The 22,049-nt window shown below is 65.1% G+C and carries 18 protein-coding genes; 12 read left to right on the top strand and 6 right to left on the bottom strand.

The window, feature by feature from the left end; translation table 11 throughout:
* Positions 1–62: 62 nt before the first annotated feature.
* Both carB and carA read right to left on the bottom strand, forming a co-directional pair.
* The gene (gene carB, locus R9J51_RS11420; RefSeq protein ID WP_168554582.1) at positions 63–3,377 is read right to left on the bottom strand and encodes a carbamoyl-phosphate synthase large subunit; all 3,315 of its coding nucleotides are present in this window, start codon (positions 3,375–3,377) and stop codon (positions 63–65) included.
* A 76-nt stretch (positions 3,378–3,453) separates the two neighbouring features.
* Positions 3,454–4,629 (bottom strand): glutamine-hydrolyzing carbamoyl-phosphate synthase small subunit, encoded by a 1,176-nt coding sequence (carA, locus tag R9J51_RS11415; protein WP_179504517.1) that lies wholly within the window; start codon positions 4,627–4,629, stop codon positions 3,454–3,456.
* 160 nt (positions 4,630–4,789) lie between these two features.
* On the opposite strand from carA, the gene R9J51_RS11410 reads away from it, so the two are divergent.
* The 10 genes from R9J51_RS11410 (at position 4,790) to rpsD (ending at position 16,652) form a co-directional block, all read left to right on the top strand.
* Positions 4,790–5,242 carry a GatB/YqeY domain-containing protein gene (locus R9J51_RS11410; RefSeq protein WP_169474085.1) on the top strand — a complete coding sequence of 151 codons (453 nt, stop codon included), beginning with the start codon at positions 4,790–4,792 and terminating at the stop codon, positions 5,240–5,242.
* 166 nt (positions 5,243–5,408) lie between these two features.
* Positions 5,409–7,286 carry a DNA primase gene (gene dnaG / locus R9J51_RS11405; RefSeq protein WP_169474084.1) on the top strand — a complete coding sequence of 626 codons (1,878 nt, stop codon included), beginning with the start codon at positions 5,409–5,411 and terminating at the stop codon, positions 7,284–7,286.
* A 96-nt stretch (positions 7,287–7,382) separates the two neighbouring features.
* Entirely contained in the window at positions 7,383–9,383 is a 2,001-nt protein-coding gene (gene rpoD, locus R9J51_RS11400) for an RNA polymerase sigma factor RpoD (RefSeq protein WP_168554577.1), read from the top strand.
* A gap of 216 nt (positions 9,384–9,599) precedes the next feature.
* Positions 9,600–11,912, top strand: a complete 2,313-nt coding sequence (locus tag R9J51_RS11395) for a TonB-dependent receptor domain-containing protein (protein WP_179504516.1) — start codon at positions 9,600–9,602, stop codon at positions 11,910–11,912.
* 158 nt (positions 11,913–12,070) lie between these two features.
* The gene (locus R9J51_RS11390; protein ID WP_168554575.1) at positions 12,071–12,694 is read left to right on the top strand and encodes a DUF2059 domain-containing protein; all 624 of its coding nucleotides are present in this window, start codon (positions 12,071–12,073) and stop codon (positions 12,692–12,694) included.
* 144 nt (positions 12,695–12,838) lie between these two features.
* Positions 12,839–13,276, top strand: coding sequence for a ribose 5-phosphate isomerase B (gene rpiB, locus R9J51_RS11385; RefSeq protein WP_168554574.1), 438 nt, complete (start codon positions 12,839–12,841; stop codon positions 13,274–13,276).
* A 15-nt stretch (positions 13,277–13,291) separates the two neighbouring features.
* On the top strand, positions 13,292–14,605 hold the full coding sequence (glyA, locus tag R9J51_RS11380) for a serine hydroxymethyltransferase (protein ID WP_168554573.1): 1,314 nt from the start codon (positions 13,292–13,294) through the stop codon (positions 14,603–14,605).
* Positions 14,606–14,645: 40 nt separating this feature from the next.
* A complete protein-coding gene (gene nrdR, locus R9J51_RS11375) occupies positions 14,646–15,083 on the top strand; it encodes a transcriptional regulator NrdR (protein ID WP_432787399.1) in 438 nt (145 codons plus the stop codon).
* A gap of 5 nt (positions 15,084–15,088) precedes the next feature.
* Positions 15,089–15,823, top strand: a complete 735-nt coding sequence (locus tag R9J51_RS11370; protein WP_179504514.1) for an RNA methyltransferase — start codon at positions 15,089–15,091, stop codon at positions 15,821–15,823.
* A gap of 214 nt (positions 15,824–16,037) precedes the next feature.
* Positions 16,038–16,652 (top strand): 30S ribosomal protein S4, encoded by a 615-nt coding sequence (gene rpsD, locus R9J51_RS11365; RefSeq protein WP_168554570.1) that lies wholly within the window; start codon positions 16,038–16,040, stop codon positions 16,650–16,652.
* Positions 16,653–16,778: 126 nt separating this feature from the next.
* Here rpsD and R9J51_RS11360 read toward each other — a convergent pair whose 3' ends face one another.
* A complete protein-coding gene (locus tag R9J51_RS11360) occupies positions 16,779–17,402 on the bottom strand; it encodes a YceI family protein (protein ID WP_168554569.1) in 624 nt (207 codons plus the stop codon).
* A gap of 108 nt (positions 17,403–17,510) precedes the next feature.
* On the opposite strand from R9J51_RS11360, the gene R9J51_RS11355 reads away from it, so the two are divergent.
* Positions 17,511–18,416, top strand: coding sequence for a LysR family transcriptional regulator (locus R9J51_RS11355; protein WP_179504513.1), 906 nt, complete (start codon positions 17,511–17,513; stop codon positions 18,414–18,416).
* Positions 18,417–18,528: 112 nt separating this feature from the next.
* Positions 18,529–18,720 (top strand): hypothetical protein, encoded by a 192-nt coding sequence (locus R9J51_RS11350; protein ID WP_168554567.1) that lies wholly within the window; start codon positions 18,529–18,531, stop codon positions 18,718–18,720.
* Between the two features lie 35 nt (positions 18,721–18,755).
* Here the strand turns inward: R9J51_RS11350 and R9J51_RS11345 are convergent, their stop codons facing one another.
* From R9J51_RS11345 to tgt, 3 genes are all read right to left on the bottom strand, one after another.
* Positions 18,756–19,778: an alpha/beta hydrolase family protein gene (locus tag R9J51_RS11345; protein WP_432787398.1), complete on the bottom strand. Its 1,023-nt coding sequence runs from the start codon at positions 19,776–19,778 to the stop codon at positions 18,756–18,758.
* The gene (locus R9J51_RS11340) at positions 19,775–20,737 is read right to left on the bottom strand and encodes a hypothetical protein (protein WP_432787397.1); all 963 of its coding nucleotides are present in this window, start codon (positions 20,735–20,737) and stop codon (positions 19,775–19,777) included. Before R9J51_RS11340 ends, R9J51_RS11345 begins: the two co-directional genes overlap by 4 nt.
* A gap of 145 nt (positions 20,738–20,882) precedes the next feature.
* Positions 20,883–22,010 carry a tRNA guanosine(34) transglycosylase Tgt gene (tgt, locus tag R9J51_RS11335; RefSeq protein WP_169474080.1) on the bottom strand — a complete coding sequence of 376 codons (1,128 nt, stop codon included), beginning with the start codon at positions 22,008–22,010 and terminating at the stop codon, positions 20,883–20,885.
* Between the last annotated feature and the right edge of the window lie 39 nt (positions 22,011–22,049).

Below are 22,049 nucleotides of genomic sequence, written 5' to 3'. Positions count from 1 at the left end.
CCGCCGGGCTGAAAACCAGCCCGGCCGCATTTAACCGCTGTGGGAGGGGAACCCTTGGACGATCAACGATAATAGTCTTGCAGCGACTTCACTTCAAGTTCGGCACTGCGCAAGGCCTCGATCGCTTCGGCCGCGGCCACCGAAGCGGTCGCCGTGGTAAAGTAGGGAACCTTGCCGTTCAGGGCCGAAGCGCGGATCGAAGCGGAGTCCTTGTGGCTTTGCCAGCCTTCGGTCGTGTTGAAAATAAGGGCGATCTCGCCGTCGATAATGCGGTCGACGATGTGCGGGCGGCCTTCGGCCACCTTGTTGACCTGCTCCACGGCCACGCCCTGTTCCGCCAGGTAACGCGCCGTACCGCCCGTCGCCACGATCTTGAAGCCCAGCGCGGCCAGCTTGCGCACGCCCGGCAGCACAACCGGCTTGTCGGTGTCCTTGACCGAAACGAACAGCGTGCCGCCCTGCGGCAGGCGCGTGCCGGCACCAAGCTGCGCCTTGGCAAAAGCAACGGCAAAGCTGCTGTCGATGCCCATGACTTCGCCGGTGGACTTCATTTCGGGCGAAAGCACCGGATCGACGCCGGGGAAACGGGCAAACGGGAACACCGCTTCCTTCACCGCCATATAGTCGATGTCGCGGCGGATTTCGGGCAGATCGGCGAGGCGCTCGCCCGCCATCACGCGCGCGGCATACTTGGCCACCGGCTGGCCCACCGCCTTGGCCACGAAGGGCACCGTGCGGCTGGCGCGCGGGTTCACCTCGATGAGGAAGACTTCGCCTTCCTGCACCGCGAACTGGATGTTCATCAGCCCGCGCACCTTGAGCGCATGGGCCAGCAAGACGGCCTGGCGTTCCATTTCGGCCACGATTTCGGCCGGCAGGTTGTAAGGCGGCAGAGTGCAGGCGCTGTCGCCCGAATGGATGCCGGCTTCCTCGATATGCTGGAGCACACCGGCCACGCGCACCGTTTCGCCATCGGCCAGGGCATCCACGTCGCACTCGATCGCGTCGCGCAGATACTGATCGATCAGCACGGGGCTGTCCCCCGAAACCTGCACCGCCGTGGCGATGTAGTCCTCTAGCTGGGCCTGGCTGTCGACGATTTCCATGGCGCGGCCGCCCAGCACATAGCTGGGGCGGATCAGCACGGGATAGCCGATGCGGGTGGCGACCGCGATGGCTTCGTCGCGGCTGCGGGCAATGCCGTTGGCCGGCTGGCGCAGGCCAAGCTGCTCGACCAGGGCGGCAAAGCGTTCGCGGTCTTCGGCAAGGTCGATCGCGTCGGGCGAGGTACCCAGGATCGGAATGCCGGCGTCTTCGAGCGCCTGCGCCAGCTTGAGCGGGGTCTGCCCGCCGAACTGCACGATAACGCCGACCAGTTCACCGTTCTCACGCTCGACATCCAGGATCTCGAGCACGTCCTCGGCGGTCAGCGGTTCGAAATAGAGGCGGTCCGAGGTGTCGTAGTCAGTGGAGACGGTTTCCGGGTTGCAGTTGACCATGATGGTCTCGAACCCGGCCTCTTCCAGCGCGAAGCAGGCGTGGCAGCAGCAGTAATCGAACTCGATACCCTGGCCGATACGGTTGGGCCCACCACCCAGGATCACGATCTTGCGGCGATCGCTCGGCGCTGCTTCGTTTTCCGGCTCGCCGAACAGGCCGCCTTCATAGGTGGAATACATATAGGGCGTGACGGCTTCGAATTCCGCCGCGCAGCTGTCGATGCGCTTGAACACCGGGCGCACGCCCAGCTTGTGGCGCAGCTTGCGCACTTCAGCCTCGCTGGTGGCGCCGGCGATCGCCGAAACCACATCGTGGACCAGGCCCGAACGCGCGTGGTTGGCGCTGCCCACAAGGCCCGCTGAACGCACGGCCAGCTTGGCCAGGCGCTTGTCGGAAAAGCCCATGCCCTTCAACCGGCGCATGCCCTGTGCGGTCACGGGCAGGCCATGCTGGATCACCGCCTCTTCCTCGGCGATGATTTCGGCGATGTGGCGCAGGAACCAGGGTTCGTACTTGGTCACGGCGTGGACGTCTTCCACGCTGAAGCCTTCGCGGAAGGCCTGGCCCACCACGAGCAGGCGCTCGGGCGTGGCGCGGCTCAAGGCGGCGTTGATCTCGTCGCGCGTGGCGCCTTCGAGCGCATCGTAGCGGTTGAAGCCGTCGAGGCCGGTTTCCAGGCCACGCAGCGCCTTTTGCAGCGATTCCTTGAGGTTGCGCCCGATCGCCATGACTTCGCCGACCGACTTCATCGCGGTGGACAGCAGCGGTTCGGAGCCCTTGAACTTTTCAAAGGCGAAGCGCGGGATCTTGGTGACGACGTAATCGATCGTCGGCTCGAAGCTCGCCGGCGTGGCGCCGGTGATGTCGTTGACGATCTCGTCGAGCGTATAGCCCACGGCCAGCTTGGCCGCGACCTTGGCGATCGGGAAGCCGGTGGCCTTGGACGCCAACGCCGAGGAGCGCGAGACGCGCGGGTTCATCTCGATCACGATCAGGCGCCCATCCTTGGGGTTGACCGCGAACTGCACGTTGGACCCGCCGGTTTCCACGCCGATTTCCCGCAGGACCGCGATCGATGCATTGCGCATGATCTGGTATTCCTTGTCGGTCAGCGTCAGTGCGGGCGCGACGGTGATCGAATCGCCGGTGTGGACGCCCATGGGATCGACGTTTTCGATCGAGCAGATGATGATGGCATTGTCGTTCCGGTCACGGACGACTTCCATCTCGTATTCCTTCCAGCCGAGGAGCGATTCCTCGATCAGGACTTCGGTGGTGGGCGATGCTTCCAACCCGCCGCGGACGATCTTGATGAATTCGTCCTTGTTATAGGCGATGCCGCCGCCGGTGCCGCCCAGGGTAAAGCTGGGGCGGATGATCGAAGGCAGGCCAGTGGTTTCGAGCACGGCCAGTGCTTCTTCCACCGTATGCGCCACACCCGAGCGAGCCGATTCCAGACCGATCTTGTCCATCGCATCGCGGAACTTCTGGCGGTCTTCGGCCTTGTCGATGGCTTCGGCATTGGCGCCGATCATCGTCACGCCATACTTTTCCAGCGTGCCATCCTGCGCCAGCGCCAGCGCGGTGTTGAGCGCGGTCTGCCCGCCCATCGTGGGCAGCACCGCATCGGGCCGTTCCTTGGCAATGATCTTGGCGACCACTTCGGGGGTGATCGGCTCCACATAAGTGGCGTCGGCCATTTCCGGGTCGGTCATGATCGTGGCCGGGTTGGAATTGACCAGGATGATGCGATAGCCCTCTTCCTTGAGCGCCTTGACCGCCTGCGTGCCCGAATAGTCGAACTCGCAAGCCTGGCCGATGACGATCGGCCCGGCGCCGATGATCAGGATCGAGGAGATGTCAGTGCGCTTGGGCATGGGAGGGCCTTTGTCTTTGTTCTTGCGTCGGCCGTGCCGGGCACGGCGGATGGGTTCGTGAAGCGGTTGCGGGCAGTCAGCCCAGCATGCTCACGAACTTTTCAAACAGATAGAAGCTGTCCTGTGGGCCGGGCGAGGCTTCGGGGTGGTATTGCACGCCGAAGGCCTTCTTGCCGGCGATCGCGATCCCGCAGTTGGAACCGTCGAACAGCGAGACATGGGTTTCGATGACGTTCTCGGGCAGCGAACCCGGCGCGTTGTCCACGGCAAAGCCATGGTTCATCGAAGTGATTTCCACGACGCCATCCTCGTTGCGCTTGACCGGATGGTTGGCGCCGCGATGGCCCTGGTTCATCTTGGTGGTGCGCGCGCCGGCGGCAAGGCCGAGCATCTGGTGGCCCAGGCAAATGCCGAAGATCGGCACGTCGGCCGCCAGCAGCTTCTGGATCACCGGCACCGCATAGGCGCCGGTCGCGGCCGGATCGCCAGGGCCGTTGGAGAGGAACACGCCGGCGGGCTGCAAGGCCATGATCGCGTCGAACCCGGTCTGCGCGGGCACCACGGTCACGTCTGCCCCGGCCTTGACCAGGTTGCGGAAGATATTGTCCTTGGCGCCGAAATCCATGGCGACCACATGCGGGCGGCCGGTGCCTTCGGGGCGGGTATAGCCCTGCCCCAGGTGCCAGACCGAACCCTGCCATTCTTCCTGCGCCTCGCGGCTGACCACGCGGGCCAGGTCCAGCCCTTCCAGGCCCTGCCAGGCGCGCGCCTTGTCGAGCAGCGCTTCGAGGTCGAACTTGCCTTCGGGGTCGTGCGCGATCACGGCGTTGGGGGCGCCGCCCACACGGATGCGGCGCGTGAGCGCACGGGTGTCGATCCCGGCCAGGCCGATGCGGCCCTGGCGCTCCATCCACTGCTGGAACGTGCCCTGCGCGCGGAAGTTGGCCGGCGCGGTCACGTCTTCGCGCACCACGCAGCCCACGGCGCCGGGCACGCCGTGGCTTTCCATGTCTTCGGGATTGGTGCCCACGTTGCCGATGTGCGGGAACGTGAAGGTGACGATCTGCGAGGCATAGCTCGGATCGGTCATCACTTCCTGGTAGCCGGTCATCGCGGTGTTGAAGCACACTTCGCCCACGGCTTCGCCCACGGCGCCAAATCCTCGGCCCCAGGCGACCGAACCGTCGGCAAGGACGAGAACACCCGTCGATCCTTCTGGTTGGGACGCAAGCGAAAGGGCGGGGTCGGCCATTATGGGGGCGCTCCGTTGGCAGGGGTTCTGGCGATGTTGCTAAGGCCCGGCCGCTACGCCCCTAAGGCCGCAGCGTCAACCTAGCGGTTCAAGAAAGTTTGTCCTAGGAGGAATCCTTTGCCGCCATCGGCGCGGCATCCACCCACAGGAATCGAGAGACATGATCCGCGACACGATCAAGGCTGCGCAAGTGGCTGCCATGAAAGCTGGAGACAAGGGGCGCCTGGCGGCCGTCCGCCTGATCCTGGCCAAGCTCAAGGACAAGGACATCGAACTGCGCACCGCCACGGTGGTGCCCGAAGACGATGCCATCGTGATCGACGTGCTGCAGAAGATGGTCAAGCAGCGCCGCGAATCGATTGCCCTGTTCGAGCAGGGCGGCCGCCAGGAACTGGCCGACGTGGAAAAGGCTGAACTGGCCGTGATCGAGGATTTCCTGCCGGCGCAGATGTCGGAAGACGACGTGAAAGCCGCGATTGCCACGATCAAGGATGAACTGGGCGCCACCGGCATGAAGGACATGGGCCGCGTGGTGGGCGAACTGAAAGCGCGCCACGGCACCCAGATCGACATGAGCAAGGCAAGCGGGCTGGTGAAGGCGGCATTGAGCTGAACCGCATGGCCGCCTTTGCCTCCGTCCCCCCAGTGACCTCGATCCTCCCTCGCATCGCGGGGGAGGTGGCAGGCCGCAGGCCTGACGGAGGGGGCTGCCACCCTCCACCCCGCGCTGCGCGCGCGGTCCCCCTCCCCCGCTGCGCGAGGGAGGATCGGGCAACGCCATGAGCCTGACCCCGCAATGGCTGGATGAACTGCGCAACCGGATTTCGCTGTCGAGCGTGATCGGGCGGTCGATCCGCGTGCAGAAGGCGGGGCGCGAGTTCAAGGCGTGTTGCCCGTTCCACAACGAGAAGACGCCCAGCTTCACGATCAACGACGAAAAGGGCTTCTACCACTGCTTTGGCTGTGGTGCGCATGGCGATGTCATCCGCTGGATGACCGATCACCAGGGCCTGCCGTTCATCGAGGCGGTCAAGGAACTGGCGGCGCAGGCGGGCATGGACATGCCCGAGATGGACCGCCAGGCGGCGCAGCGCGCGCAGGCGGCCAAATCGTTGCACGACGTGATGCAAGCCGCGCAGGATTTCTTTGCGGCCAGCCTCAAGGCGCCGGGCGCGGAACAGGCGCGTGCCTATCTTGCCTCGCGCGGGTTTCCCGAGCGCGTGGCGCGCGAATTCGGCTTTGGCTATGCGCCCGATAGCCGCACCGCCTTGAAAGAGGCGCTCTCGCAGTTTCCCGAAGAGATGCTGATCGAGGCGGGCCTGCAGATCGTGGTGGACGGCAAGGCGCCGTACGACCGCTTTCGCGGCCGGCTGATGCTGCCGATTGCCGACCAGCGCGGGCGGATCATCGCGTTCGGCGGGCGCATCCTGGCCGCCGACAAGACCGACGCGCCCAAGTATCTCAATTCGCCCGATACGCCGCTGTTCGACAAGGGCCGCACGCTTTACAACTTGCACCGCGCCGCGCCTGCCGCACGCAGTGCCGCGCGGATCGTGGTGGTCGAAGGCTATATGGACGTGGTGGCCCTGGCCGCCGCCGGCATTGCCGAGGCGGTGGCCCCGCTGGGCACCGCGCTGACCGAGCACCAGATCGAGCGGCTGTGGCGTGTGACCGAATGCCCCACCTTGTGCTTTGACGGGGACGCCGCCGGGCAGCGCGCGGCGATGAAAGCGGTGACGCGCGCCCTGCCCTTGCTGCGCCCCGGCCATTCCCTGCGCATCGTGACCCTGCCCGATGGCATGGACCCCGACGACGTGGTCAAGAAGCGCGGGCGCGAAGCCATGCTTGATCTGCTGGGGACGGCGCGCAGCCTGGTCGAGGTGCTGTGGCAGGGCGAGCGCGACGCCCTGCCGCTCGCCACGCCGGAGGACAAGGCCGGCCTGAAAGCGCGCCTGCTGGCCCATTGCGAAACGATCCAGCACCCCGACATCAAGGCGCTCTATCGCCGCGAATTGCTCGACCGGTTTGGCGAACTGGCCTTTGCCCGGCGCGAGCGGCCGGCGTTTACCCCGCGCCAGGCCGGCGGCGGCAGCTTCCAGGGCGGGCAGCAGCGCCGAGGTGGCCCGTGGAAGCCCGCGCCCCCGCCCCTGCCCGCCGAGGCGGCCAGCCGCCTGCAACAGAAAGTGGGATCGGGCGATGCCCTGCTGGCCGCTGTGCTGGCCGGGCTGGTGGTCCATCCCGCCGCGCTGGCCGGCCATGGCGAGGCGCTGGCCCGCATCCATCCGGCCAATCCCGGCATGGCGGCACTGCTCGATACTTTGCTGGCCTTTGCCGAATCGGGCGCCCCGCTTGAAAGCGCCGCCTTGCGCCCCATATTGCTGGAGCGGCAGCTACGGGTGCCACAGGCAGACGATTACGATGGGCTGCGATTCGGCTTCTTGTCCGAAACGAGCGCAACCGCGCTTGACGAACTGGCCGAGGCAATCGAGCTGATCGTGGATCTTCCGGCGGTGGAATCGGCGCTGGCGCACGCGACAGAGCGCCTGGAAAGCGATTTTTCCGAGGATAGCTTTGCCGAACAGCAACGATTGCTGCAACGAAGGCTGGCATTGCTGGCCCGGTTGGGGCAAATGGGTCGCACTCGTGCATCGTTATAATAGGTAGATAGGGATCGCCCGAGACCGGCCGCGATCCCGGCCTAGGCCCCGACCAGGGCCAAAGCGGCATGACGTCAAAGGGTGGTACCGGGGTTAATGGCTTCCAACGACAAGACCGATAGCGGCGATGCACCGCTGATCGACCTTAACGAGGCTTCGATCAAGAAGCTGATCGCGCGCGCCAAGCGCCGCGGGGTCATCACTTATGACGAGCTGAACGAGGCTTTGCCGCAAGACCAGATGTCCTCCGAGCAGATCGAGGACATCATGGCCGCGATCTCGGAAATGGGCGTCAACATCGTCGAGAGCGACGAGGACGCGGTCGATCCCGAAGAGCGTGAGGCCGAGGAAGCCGAAGACGCCGACACCGGGATGGATGACCGCCCGGTTGTGGAAAAGCGCAAGGAAACCATCGAGCGTACCGACGACCCGGTGCGCATGTACTTGCGCGAAATGGGCGCGGTGGAGCTGCTCAGCCGCGAGGGCGAAATCGCCATCGCCAAGCGCATCGAAGCCGGCCGCGACACCATGATCATGGGCCTGTGCGAAAGCCCGATCACCTTCCACGCCATCATCCAGTGGTCCGAAGCGCTAAACGCGGGCGAAATGCAGCTGCGCGAGATCCTCGATCTCGACGCCATGCTGTCCAAGGAACCGCAGCCGGAAAACCTTTCCGAAGACGGTGAAGACGCCGACGGCGAAATCAGCGAAGCGACCGCCGGCCCTTCCTTCAAGGAAGAGGAAGACGTCGAGGAAGAGGAAACTGAGGACGAGGACGACGAGCTGCGCGAACGCCGCGCGCGCCCGGCCGAGGAAGAGGAAGAGGACAACACCCTTTCCCTTGCCCAGATGGAAGCCACGCTCAAGCCGGCCGCGCTTGAGAAGTTCGCCGAAATCACCAGCCTGTTCCGCACTTTCGAAAAGCTGCAGGGCGAGCGCCTGGATTCCCTGGGCCTTGGCCTGGCGTTTTCGGCCGCCAAGGAAGCCGAATACCACAAGCTGCGCGAGGAACTGACCGCGCAGGTGGAAAGCGTGCAGTTCCATGCCTCCAAGATCGAATACCTGGTCGACAATCTCTATGCGTTCAACCGCCGGCTGACCACGCTGGGCGGGCAGATGCTGCGCCTGGCCGAACGCCACAAGGTGAGCCGCAAGGATTTCCTCGATCACTACGTCGGCCGTGAACTGGACGAAGGCTGGTTGCAGTCGCTCGCCACGCGCGACAAGAAGTGGGCGGCCTTTGCCGCCAACGAAACCGCCGCCGTCGAGCGCATTCGTTCCGAAGTGGCCGACATCGCTTCGGCCACCGGCATGCAACTGGCCGAATTCCGCCGCATCGTGAACATGGTGCAGAAGGGCGAGCGCGAAGCGCGCATCGCCAAGAAGGAAATGGTCGAGGCGAACCTGCGCCTGGTGATCTCGATCGCCAAGAAGTACACCAACCGTGGCCTGCAATTCCTGGACCTGATCCAGGAAGGGAACATCGGCCTGATGAAGGCGGTGGACAAGTTCGAGTATCGCCGCGGCTACAAGTTCAGCACGTATGCCACGTGGTGGATCCGCCAGGCAATCACCCGCTCGATCGCCGACCAGGCGCGCACCATCCGCATCCCGGTGCACATGATCGAAACGATCAACAAGCTGGTGCGCACCAGCCGCCAGTTCCTGCACGAGCAGGGCCGCGAGCCCACGCCCGAGGAAATGGCCGAGCGTCTGTCGATGCCGCTCGAAAAGGTGCGCAAGGTGATGAAGATCGCCAAGGAGCCGATCTCTCTCGAAACGCCGATCGGCGACGAGGAAGATTCGCACCTGGGCGATTTCATCGAGGACAAGAACGCGATCATTCCGGTGGATGCGGCCATCCAGGCCAATCTCAAGGAAACCGTCACCCGCGTCCTTGCCAGCCTGACCCCGCGCGAGGAACGCGTGCTACGCATGCGTTTCGGCATCGGCATGAACACCGATCACACGCTGGAGGAAGTGGGCCAGCAGTTCTCGGTGACGCGCGAACGTATCCGCCAGATCGAGGCCAAGGCGCTGCGCAAGCTCAAGCACCCGAGCCGCAGCCGCAAGATGCGCTCGTTCCTGGACCAGTAAGCGCGGCATTCCTGCCCCATCATGCAAGAGGCGCCCGGCCACCGGCCCGGCGCCTCTTTTGCGTTGCGGACATTGTGTTGCAATGCGGCATCAGTATCAGATGAAACCGACACAAACCTGCATTAGTCTGACACAGGTTTGACACACAACGCTAATAGCCCCGCAGGGACCAAACCACAGCGGCAAAGACCGCGTCCTTCCGTCAGGGGAATTTCCATGCGTACCACCCATTTCGCTGCCGCCATGCTGGCGGGAGCCGCGCTTGCGGCCATCGCGCCCGCAGCATTCGCGCAAGACACCGCACCGGCTGCTGCCGACACGGCCGCCGAAACCGGCGATGCCATCGTCGTGACCGCCGAGCGCCGCCAGGAAAACATCATGTCCGTGCCGGTTTCGGTGGCGGTGATGAAGCCCGAGCTGCTGCACAACCTGCAGGCTGCCGGCGCCGACACGCTGCTTTCGCTGGCCGGCCGCGTGCCCAGCCTCAACGTTGAATCGACCACGGGCCGCATCTTCCCGCGCTTCTACATCCGTGGCCTGGGCAATATCGACTTCTACCTCGGCGCCTCGCAGCCGGTCTCGGTGATCCAGGACGACGTGGTGATGGAGCACGTCGTGCTCAAGTCGAACCCGGCGTTCGATATTGCCCAGGTCGAAGTGCTGCGCGGGCCCCAGGGTTCGCTGTTCGGCCGCAACACCACGGCTGGCATCGTCAAGTTCGACACCGCCCAGCCCACCGCGACGTGGCAGGGCCAGGGCAGCGCCAGCTGGGGCAGCCGCAACGCGATCAACGTGGATGCCGGCGTCGGCGGCCCGCTGACCAGCGATGGCCGCATCAGCTTCCGCCTGTCGGGCCTCTACCAGCACCGCGACAACTGGATCAACAACACCTATACCGGCGTGAGCGACGACGGCACCAAGCCCGGCAACAATGTGATGGGCGGCTTCAACGAACGCGACGTGCGCCTGCAGCTGCTGGTCCAGCCCACCGAAACCCTGTCGCTGCGCGTGTCGGGCCACTACCGCGATTATGACGGCAGCGCCTCGATCTTCTATCGCGGGTCGATCCAGAAGGGCACGCACACCGTGCCGGAAAACCTGGACCTGACCAATGTTGCCTATGACGAAGGCGGCAACAACCCGCAGGCCTACAAGACCAAGGGCGTCTCGCTCAAGGCCGTGCAGGATTTCGGCGGCGCGACGCTGACCTCGATCACCGCCTACGAAGCCTCGCACGGGTCCAGCCGGGGTGACACCGATGGCGGCGCGGCGGCCAATTTCGGTGGCGCCGGCTATGGCGAATCGCGCGGCGTGCTGCGTAGCCTCAACCAGTGGAGCCAGGAACTGCGCCTGGCGAGCCCGGATGCGGCCCGCTTCAAGTGGCAGTTTGGCGGCATCTACTTCGATTCGCGTGATTACACCGAGTTCGACCAGCGCGCCTATTTCCTCACCAGCAATGCGCTGGGCACCACGCCCAATCCCAACAACTGGGTGCTGCTGCACAACGTCAACACCAGCTGGGCGGTGTTCGGCCAGGCCAGCTATGACCTGACCGAGAAGCTGCGCTTCACCGCTGGCGCGCGCCTGTCTAACGACACCAAGACCACCTCGCTGCTCAAGACGGCAGACACCGTGGGCGGCGTCGTCACGTTCCCGTCCACCGCGCCGCGCACCGTGCGCCTGTCGGACACGCAGCCGAGCTTTGACGCAAGCCTGCTCTATCGCGCCAATTCCGACCTGTCGTTCTTTGCCCGCGTGGCGCGCGGCTTCCGTGGCCCGACCATCCAGGGTCGCTCGGCCGTGTTCAATTCGGCCTTCACCACGGCCAATTCGGAAAAGAACACCTCGTGGGAAGCCGGCGTGAAGAGCGCGTGGCTGGACAATGCCGTCACGTTCAACCTCACCGGGTTCTACTACACCGTCACCGACATCCAGCTCAACGGCAACGACAGCAACGGTAGCGGCGTGCTGTTCAATGCCGACAAGGCCGTGGGCTATGGCGCGGAAGCGGAACTGGGCCTGCGCCCGGCAACCAACCTGCGCTTCGATATCGGCGTGAGCGTGCTGCACACCGAAGTGAAGGACAGCAATGTCTATGCCCAGGCCGGCTCGGCCGGCGGCGTGCTGTCGGAAACCGTGCTCAACCCGGTCAAGCAGGTGGGCGCGAACTACTTTGCGCAGATCAACGGCAATCCGCTGCCCAACGCGCCCAAGTTCAACCTGAACATCTCGGGCCGTTACGACCTGCCGCTCAGCGATGATTTCAAGGCCTTTGTCGGCGGCGATTTCAACCTGCAGGGCTATACCATGTACGTGCCGTACAAGACGGTGGAATACACCTCCAACGGCAATTACGAACTGGGCGCCAAGGCTGGCGTTGCCTGGGGCCGCTATGAACTGGCGGTGTTTGCCCGCAACCTGACCGACAAGCGCAACCTGATCGGGGTGATCGACACCTCGAACTATCGCGCCGGGATCTACAACGATCCCCGCACGATCGGGGTTTCGCTCAGCGGTTCGTTCCGCTGATGACATGAAGCGGGGCGGCAGCGATGCCGCCCCGTTTTCATTTCCACCCGGTGCATGGCGCTGTCGCAGTGCTTTCGCGGCTTGACCGGGATGCAACAAGGCGCAACCACCGCGCCACGGGACGCATGGATCACCTGCCCCGTATCTGGGAGAAGCCGATGATGCCATTTGCCCGCCGCGCCATGGCCCTTGCCGTTCTGGCCACCATTGCCATGCCGCTCAGCCCCGCAGCCGCGCAGACCACGCCGCCCCCCGCTGCCGTGCCGCTCAATCCCGCCGACGTGGCAGTGGCCAACCAGATCATCGCGGTGATCCTGCCGCCCGAACAGCGCCTGGCCATCGTGGAGCGCGTCACGCAAGCGATGATGGCTGCCATGCGCGGCAACATCGCCGCCGGCCTGGGCGTGGACGATCCCGGCCTCAACCAGATTTTCGACACCATGCTCGAAAAGATGCCCGCCGCGATGCGCCCGGCGATGGAACGCCACCTGCCCGAACTGACGCAGGCGATGGCCCATGCCTATGTGCGCCGCTTTTCCAGCGAAGACCTGCGCGCCATCCTGGCCTTTGCCCAGACGCCGGCGGGCGGGCGCTATCTCTCGCGCGCGGCAGAGCTGATGCAGGACCCGGAAGTGATGGCCGTGATGGGTGCGCTCAACCGCGAGGGCATGTCCGTTGGGATGGCCACCGCGCAGGAAATGAAAGCGCAGATCACCGACTATCTCGCCAAGCATCCCGAAGTGGCCAGGAAGATGGCCGCCGCGCACGGCGAGGCGCATTGAGCGCGGACGCCCCTCGCCCACCCATCGGGGCAATGGGTGCAACATAAGCCCAATTAATCTGGCATAGCGCGCGCAATGGGTTTAGGGGGACGCCAGAATCCCCGACACGATATCCGTAACAGGCAACCGGAAACGCTATAACCCATGCGCATTGCCATTGCTTCCGATCACGCCGCGCTGGCGCTGAAAGCCGATCTTGTCCAATGGCTGGGCGAGTTGGGCCACGACGTGGCCGACCTTGGCCCCTACAACGGCGACAGCGTCGACTACCCCGACTATGGCTACAAGCTGGCGAGCGCGATGGCGGCCGGCGAAGCCGAGCGCGGCATTGCCCTGTGCGGTTCGGGCATCGGCATTTCCATTGCCGTGAACCGCAATCCCGCCGTGCGCTGCGCCCTGGTGGGCGAGCCGCTTTCGGCCAAGCTTTCGCGCGAACACAACGATGCCAACGTGCTGGCCATGGGTGCCCGCCTGACCGGGCTGGACATGGCCAAGGCCTGCGTCGAGGCGTTTCTCGCCACCCCCTTTGCTGGTGACCGCCACGTGCGCCGCGTTACCAAGCTTTCCAATCCCGCACTCTGAAAAGGAGCCCCACCGATGTCCACCGCTGCCACCGCACCGTCGGAAGTCCGCACGGCCGGCTTCTTTACCGAGCACCTCGCCTCGGCCGATCCCGAAGTCTTCGCCGCCATCCAGGGTGAATTGAAGCGTCAGCAGACCAAGATCGAGCTGATCGCTTCGGAAAACATCACCAGCCTGGCCGTGCTGGAAGCGACCGGCTCGGTCTTCACCAACAAGTATGCCGAAGGCTATCCGGGCAAGCGCTATTACGGCGGCTGCGAATATGCCGACGTGGTGGAAACCCTGGCGATCGAACGCGCGAAGAAGCTGTTCGGCTGCGATTTCGCCAATGTGCAGCCCAATTCGGGCAGCCAGATGAACCAGGCGGTGTTCCTGGCCCTGCTCCAGCCGGGCGACAGCTTCATGGGGCTGGATCTCAATTCGGGCGGCCACCTCACCCACGGTTCGCCGGTCAACATGAGCGGCAAGTGGTTCAAGCCGATCCCCTACGGCGTGCGCCCGGAAGATCACCTGATCGACATGGACGAAGTGGCCCGCCTGGCGCGCGAGCACAAGCCCAAGCTGATCATCGCGGGCGGCACCGCCTATTCGCGCGTGTGGGATTTCCCGCGCTTCCGCGAAATCGCCGATGAAGTGGGCGCCTGGCTGCTGGTCGACATGTCGCACTTCTCCGGCCTTGTTGCCGGTGGCGCGCACCCCTCGCCGTTCCCGCATGCCCATGTGGTCACCTCCACCACGCACAAGAGCCTGCGCGGTCCCCGTTCGGGCATCATCCTCACCAACGACGAGGCGCTGGCCAAGAAGTTCAACACGGCGGTGTTCCCCGGCTTGCAGGGTGGCCCGCTGGTGCATGTGATCGCCGCCAAGGCGGTGGCCTTTGCCGATGCCCTGCGCCCAGAATTCAAGGCCTATGCCCACCAGATCGTGGCCAATGCCCGCGCGCTTTCGGCGTCGCTGGTCGATGCGGGCCTGTCGATCGTTTCGGGCGGCACCGACAACCACCTGATGCTGGTGGACCTGTCGGCCAAGGACGTGACCGGCAAGGCCGCTGAAAAGGGTCTCGATCGCGCCTGGCTCACCTGCAACAAGAACGGCGTGCCGTTCGACAAGCGCTCGCCGTTTGTCACCTCGGGCATTCGCCTGGGTACGCCGGCGGGCACCACGCGCGGCTTCCGCGAGGAAGAATTCCGCCAGATCGGCCAGCTGATCGCCCAGGTCGTCGAAGGCCTTGCCCGCAATGGCGACGAAGGCGATGGCCAGGTGGAACAGCGCGTGCGCGATGCCGTGGCCGACCTGTGCGCCCAGTTCCCCATCTACCCGGAGCTTTGAACGTTTGCGTTGCCCGTTCTGCGCCCATGACAACAGCCAGGTGAAGGACAGCCGGCCGACCGAGGACAACACCTCGATCCGCCGGCGGCGCCAATGTGAAAGCTGCGGCGCCCGCTTCACCACGTTCGAACGCGTGCAATTGCGCGAAGTGCTGGTGGTGAAGAACAAGGGCGATGGCAGCGAGCCGCGCCGCGAACCGTTCGACCGCACCAAGATCGAACAGTCCGTGGCGCTCGCCTGCCGCAAGCGCCCGGTCACCCAGGAACGGCTGGACCAGCTGGTTACCGGCATCCAGCGCCAGATCGAGACGATGGGCGATGGCGAAGTGGCCAGCAAGGTGATCGGTGAAATGGTGATGGACGGGCTGCGCCAGTTGGACAGCGTGGCCTATATCCGCTTTGCCAGCGTCTACCGCGATTTTTCCGAAGCCCGCGATTTCGAGGAATTCGCCTCTTCCGTGCGCGAAGTGGCCAAGTAAGAACCATGCCTTCCCAACCCGTTATCGTGCTCGTGCGCCCGCAACTGGGCGAAAACATCGGCAAGGCCGCGCGCGCCATGCTCAACTTCGGCCTGGCTGAAATGCGCCTGGTTTCCCCGCGCGATGGCTGGCCCAACCCCTCGGCAGGGCCCGCTGCCTCGGGTGCCGACATCGTGCTGGAACGCGCCCAGGTGTTCGACAGCCTGGCCGAGGCCGTGGCCGATTGCGCCCATGTCTATGCCACCACCGTGCGCAAGCGCGGGGTGACCAAGCCGGTCGTCACGCCCGAGGAAGCCGCGCGCGCGATCGTGGCCGAGGAAGGCCGCAGCGCGCTGGTGTTCGGCCCGGAGCGGTCGGGCCTGGAGACCGACGACGTGGCGCTGGCGCGCACGATCGTGACCGTGCCGATCAACCCGGAATTCGGCTCGCTCAACCTGGCCCAGGCGGTGATCCTGTGCGCCTATGAATGGTCCAAGCATCAGGGCTGCGCCACCGCGCTGGTGCAGCCCACGGTGGAAGAACTGCTGCCCCCTGCCCCGCAGGAGGAATTCGAGGGCATGTTCAGCCAGCTGTGCGACCTCTTGGAACCGCGTGGCTATTTCCAGCCCCCCAGCCGCGCTGAGGCCAGCCGCCGCACCTTGCGCACGATGTTGACCAAGCCGGCGTGGAATCACCTGGAAATCCGCACCCTGCGCGGGGTGCTCTCCACCTTGCGCCGCACCCCTGGCGAGCGGCCCTGAACGGCGCAAACCCGCCGATTTTTCCCGTTCTCCCTTTCCGCACTTGACTCTGAAGGCAATGCCTGTTCTAGGCGCGCCTTCGCAATTGGCCCCACACGTCCGGTGAAGTGGTGGCCGCATCTGGCAACAGGCCAGATGGTGCGGGTCCGGACAACAGCCAGGAAGGCCGCAGCGGCTTTCCTCACATGAAACGCTAGTTGAAAGGAACGAACGCGTGTCGAAGCGCCATTCGTCCAAGTACAAGATTGACCGTCGCCTTGGTGAAAACCTGTGGGGCCGCCCCAAGAGCTCGGTGAACCGCCGCTCGTATGGCCCCGGCCAGCACGGCCAGCGCCGCAAGAGCAAGGTTTCCGACTTCGGTATCCAGCTGCGCGCCAAGCAGAAGCTCAAGGGCTACTACGGCGACGTGACCGAAAAGCAGTTCAAGCGCACCTACCAGGAAGCGTCGAACATGAAGGGCGATACCGGTCAGAACCTGATCGGCCTGCTCGAACAGCGCCTCGACATGGTCGTGTACCGCGCCAAGTTCGCGCCGACCGTGTTCTCGGCTCGCCAGATCGTTTCGCACGGCCACATCCGCGTGAACGGCGTGAAGTGCAACATCGCCAGCCGCCGCGTGCGCCCCGGCGACGTCATCACCCTGGGCCCCAAGGCCAAGGAAATGGCCCTGATCGCCGAAGCCCAGGCCCTGCCCGAGCGCGACGTGCCTGACTACGTCGCCCAGGAAGGCAACGACAAGATCACTTTCGTGCGCGTGCCCACGCTCGACGAAGTGCCCTATCCGGTGAAGATGGAACCGAACCTGGTCGTCGAATTCTATTCGCGCTGATCGGTCGGTCCACACAGGATCAGACAAACGGAAAAGGCGGGGTTTTGCCCCGCCTTTTTTGTTGCCTGCGAGCAGCGGTTGGCCGGCAGGCCCGATGCGTTTGCACGCACCGGGCCGCCTTGCCGATCAGGCCTTCTTTTCGAACGCCACAGTGATCTTGAGGCGCACTTCGTCGCTCACGAAGGGCACGTACTTGCTCACGCCGAAGTCCGAACGCTTGAGCGTGCCGGTGGCGCCAAAGCCCACGGTGAAGGCCTTGCTCATCGGATTGGCACCGGCGCCGCCGAACGTGGCATCGAGCGTAATCGGCTTGGTCACGCCGTGCAGGGTAAGATCACCTTCGATCTTGGCGCTGCGCTCGCCAGTGGGCACCACCTTGCGCGCCACGAAGCGGATGGTGGGATACTTGGCCGCGTCGAACCAGTCGGCGCTCTTGAGTTCACCATCAAGCGTCGCGTTGGTGGTGGAGATGGCCGAGACCGGCAGCGACACGTCGAGCGCCGTGGCGGCAAGATCCGCCGGGTTGAGCGTCATCGTGCCGGTGGCGCCGGGGATGACGCCGAAGAAATCGTTGAAGCCGAAGTGGCTGACCGTGAATTCGGCCAGGGTGTGGTGGCTTTCCACCTGATAGGTGCCAGCCGGCACGGCCGAGGGCGCGGCCGTCGCCTGCGCGGCGACCAGCGCCGGCACCGCGAGGGCGGGAACCGCCAGCGCCAGAGCCAGGGCGGCGAAAGTCTTGTTGCGTGTCATGACAGGGGATCGTCCTTGTTGAAATGATCCCAGCCATGATGGCGTTTCCACCCTTGGATGATAATATGTCGCCAACGACATTGTCTTTTTACCAGAGGTAGGAAATCTGTGGCCGACCGCCTGACCGGCATCGAAGTCTTCGTGGAAGCGATCCGCCTGGGCGGGCTTTCGGCCGCCGCGCGCACGCTGCACATGTCCCCCGCGATGGCCGCCAAGCATCTTACCGCGCTGGAAAGCAGGCTGGGCACCACGCTGGTCCACCGCACCACCCGGCGCCTGCTGTTGACCGAGGCGGGCACGGCCTATCTCGACCGGGCGACGCGCGTGCTGGCCGACTTGCGCGAGGCGGAAGCCGATGCCGCCGCCCAAAGCGTGGCGATCGAGGGACTGTTGCGGGTAAGCGTGCCGATGTCGTTCGGCGTGCTGCACCTGGCCCCGCTGGTGGCCGCCTTCAACCAGCGCCACCCGGGCATCGTCATCGAACTGGGGTTGAGCGACCGGCATGTCGACCTGGTGGAAGAGCGCTGGGACATGGCGATCCGCATCGGCCGGCTGCTGGATGGCAACCTGATCGCCCGCAAGCTGGCCGACATGCACCTGGTCGTCTGCGCTTCACCCAACTATCTCGCGCGGCGCGGCACGCCCACGCAATTGAGCGACCTGGCGCAGCACGATTGCCTTGGCTTCACGCTGTCGATGCTGGGGCGGCACATCTGGCGCTTTGGCCTGGACGGCACGATCCACCAGCCGGTGCGCGGAACGCTGCAAGCCGACAACGGCGATGTGCTGGTTGAAGCTGCCGCTGCAGGCCTGGGCCTGGTCTATGGCCCGCGCTTCATCGCGGCACGCGCGCTGCGCGAGGGCCGGCTGGTGGAGGTGCCATTGGACCAGCCCCTGGCGCAACTCGGCGCGATCCATGCGGTCACCCATCCCTCGCGCCGGCCGGCTGCCAGAACCCGCGCCTGGATCGAATTCCTGGCGGAAATGCTGCCACCGATGGCCTCTGCCTGGTAGACATATTAAAGCAACATTTTCAGCCGTTTCCCGCAATAAACGGATCGTCGCAAATCGCGCACGCGCGCAGCAGAAAGCGGGAACGGCACGGCGCTGCAGGCATTGTCGGAGCATGCTGATGTATCGCTTCGTCACCCCGCACCGTTGCGGCAAATGGTATCCCGATCTGGAAACTGCCAAGGCCCAGGCCAGCGCCATCGGCGCCGGCTTTCTGGACACGCGCACCGGCGAATTCGCGCAATATCCCGGCACCCGCCTGGAGACGCAGGCGGTGATGACGCCGCGTCCCCAGATCGCTGCCTGACGCCGGGGGCTCCGCCCCGGGGCGGCGGCCTCGCTTTAGGGAGCGATGCCCATCGCCTTGCGCAGGAACGCATCGCTGCTGCTCAGCAACTGGATGCGCGCCGCCCCGCTATCGAGCTGATGATCGAGCTTCTTGAACTCGACATATTCGACGGAGCGACCCGCCGCCCGGAGCCGGTCTGCCATCAGGCGCGATTGGTCCACCGGCACATTGAGATCGGCATCGCCGTGAAACAGCATGACCGGCACCGTGATCGACGATGCGTTCTGCGCGGGTGAGCCCGCCTTGATATAGTCGCCATGGCCGATCTGGCGGTCGACGATGACACCATTGGTATAGCTTTGCGCGTTTTCGCGCAGCCGCGCGAGGTCCGTCACCGGTGCGACCGCGACGACGGCCTTGAACAATCCGGGATCGACCACTCCCGATTGCAACGCGGCATAGCCGCCATAGGACCAGCCGAAGATGGCGATCTTCCCGGGCGCGGCAATGCCCTGCGACAAAAGCCAGCGACCCGCGTCGTCGATATCGCCGATCGCCTTGGGCCAGGATTGAAAGCCGTTCCTGGATTGCCAATCGATCCCGAACCCCGACGAGCCACGATAATTGGGCTGCAGCACGGCATAGCCACGCGCCGCGAAGAACTGCACCAGCCAGTCAAAACCCCATTCATCGCGCGCACTGGGCCCGCCATGGGGCATGACGATGGCCGGCAGGCCCTTGCCATTGCTGCCAGCCGGGAGCGTGAGGTAGGCCGGGATCGACGTTCCGTCAGCGGCGGGATAAGTGATCGGCTTCATCGGGGCCAAGCCGACACCGGTAAGTTCCGGACGGACGGCGAGGACCTGTTCGAGATGGTGCGTCGGCTTGTCGTAGACGTAATAGGTTCCCGGATCAGTATCGCCACCAGCCAGCAGCAGCAGCCGGCTTTCGTCGGCCGCCGCATCGATGAAGTCGATCTGCGGCTGGCCGGGCAAGGCCTTGTGCAGCGCGGCAGCCAGGGCCTTGAGCGCGGGATCGAAGAATTCCACCACGCGGGTTTCGGTGGCGTAGCTCACCCCACGACGCGGCGGTTGCGCCCGATGGTGACCAGTTCGTCAACATCGACATCGCCGCGCCCAAGCACGCGATCGCGTGCCAGCGAGCCGTCCAGCTTGATGCGAAACAGTGCGCTGCGCCCGCCATCGCCGGCATCGAAGCCATAGGCCACGTCCTGCGTGGGATCGACCGCAGCGGGCTGGAAACCGCGCGCGGAAATGCCGTCGCTTTCATCCGTGCGGCCCAACGCCAGCCAATCGGACGATCCGGCCTTGCGATAATACCATGTGGCCTTGCCGGTATCGTAACCGGTGGCATTGGCCACAGCACGGGCCATCAGGCGGACGTGGCCGATGCCATCGGTGACATAGGCCTCGGCATCGACACGGGGCCGTTCCACGGTGCGGCGCTGCAAGGTGGTCGCGTCCACGGATTCGACGCCGAAGCCGTCGTCGGTCTTGGCCAGGTGCGTGCCGATCGTGGTTTCGGGCACGAACGTGCGCGTCATCAGCACCTGCCCGGGCTTGTCGCCGGTCCAATCGATCACCGCGCCGCCGTGATAATCGAAACCCAGGGCCCGATCGCTTTGCTGTTCAGACACCACGCCAACGTGCTTGCCATCCACATCGACGGCCAGCATGCGCGCAAAGCTGATCGGTGTGCCGGCATTCTCGGAATAGACCTGGACACGGCAGAACAGGCGCTGGTTGGTGGGCCAGGTGCAGCTACGGATCCTTTCATCGCTGCGATTGCTGCCCAGGATCGCGCGCGGCGCACCGCCCGCAACCAGATCTGCAACCATGACCTTTTGCCCATCGCCATCGGGCACCAGGAAAGAGACATGGGTGCCATCGGGCGACATGCTCATTGCCGAAACGCCCACGCGTGCGCCGAATGCCCGCGCGGCTGCTGCGCCATCCAGCGCCGCCGGATCGGCGGCCTGGGCACTGCTGCCAGCAACCGCGGCCACCAGCGCCATTCCCGCGCCTGCCAAAAGGCCGCCAAATCCCCGATGCCGATGCGCCATGCCCCATCCCAATTCGTATCAAAACCTTGCTAGGCATAGCAAAGTGGCGCGGATGGGAAAGGCAGGACCGGGAAAATTCGCATCCGTTTTGCGGGGCTTACTCCTTGCGCAGATAGTCCCGGCGGAAATCGGCGGCAAAGGCGGCAAAGCGGTCTTCGGCAATCGCGGCGCGCATGGCCGCCATCAGCTGCTGGTAGAACGAGAGGTTGTGCTCGGTCAGCAGCATGGCGCCCAGCATCTCGCCCGACTTGTGCAGGTGATGCAGATAGGCGCGGCTGTATTTGGCGCAGACCGGGCAGGTGCAGCGCTCGTCGAGCGGGCCGGTGTCCTCGGCATGGCGGGCGTTGCGCATGTTGATCGGGCCGTTCCAGGTAAAGCCCTGGCCGTTGCGGCCCGATCGCGTGGGCAGCACGCAATCGAACATGTCCACTCCGCGCTCCACCGCGCCCACCAGGTCATCGGGCTTGCCCACGCCCATCAGGTAGCGCGGGCGATCGGCGGGCAACTGGCCCGGTGCGAAATCGAGCGTGGCGAACATCGCCTCCTGCCCCTCGCCGACGGCAAGCCCACCGATGGCATAGCCATCGAAGCCGATGTCGCGCAGCGCGTCGGCGCTGGCCTGGCGCAGGCCTTCATCGAGCGCGCCCTGCTGGATGCCGAACAGGGCGGAACGCGCGGCGTGTTCCTCGCCACTGTCGAACCCGGCACGGCTGCGGCGGGCCCAGCGCATCGACATTTCCATCGAACGGGCAATCACGTCGCGCGGCTGGTCGGCACGCGGGCATTCGTCGAACGCCATGACGATGTCGGAGCCGAGCAGGCGCTGGATTTCCATCGAGCGTTCGGGACTGAGCATGTGGCGCGAGCCATCGAGGTGGCTGGCGAACGTCACGCCATCCTCGGTGATCTTGCGCAGTTCCGACAGGCTCATCACCTGATAGCCGCCGCTGTCGGTCAGGATCGGGCGATCCCAGCCCATGAAGGCGTGCAGGCCCCCCAGCCGGGCCATGCGCTCGGCGCCGGGACGCAGCATCAGGTGATAGGTGTTGCCCAGGATGATGTCGGCGCCGGTGCGGCGCACGTCTTCCACTTTCATCGCCTTGACCGTGGCCGCGGTGCCCACCGGCATGAACGCGGGGGTGCGGATCTCGCCCCGCATCATCTGGATGGTGCCGGTGCGGGCCTTGCCGCTGGTGGCGTGAATCTGGAACGAAAAGCGGGTCATCGTGGGCTAGCTGGCATCCGGGGGAGAAAGAACAGTTGC

Source organism: Novosphingobium rhizosphaerae (assembly GCF_050920675.1).
In the GTDB taxonomy this organism is placed as follows: domain Bacteria; phylum Pseudomonadota; class Alphaproteobacteria; order Sphingomonadales; family Sphingomonadaceae; genus Novosphingobium; species Novosphingobium rhizosphaerae.
Note: the sequence above shows the minus strand (reverse complement) of the source record. Positions and strands in the feature narration are given on the sequence as shown.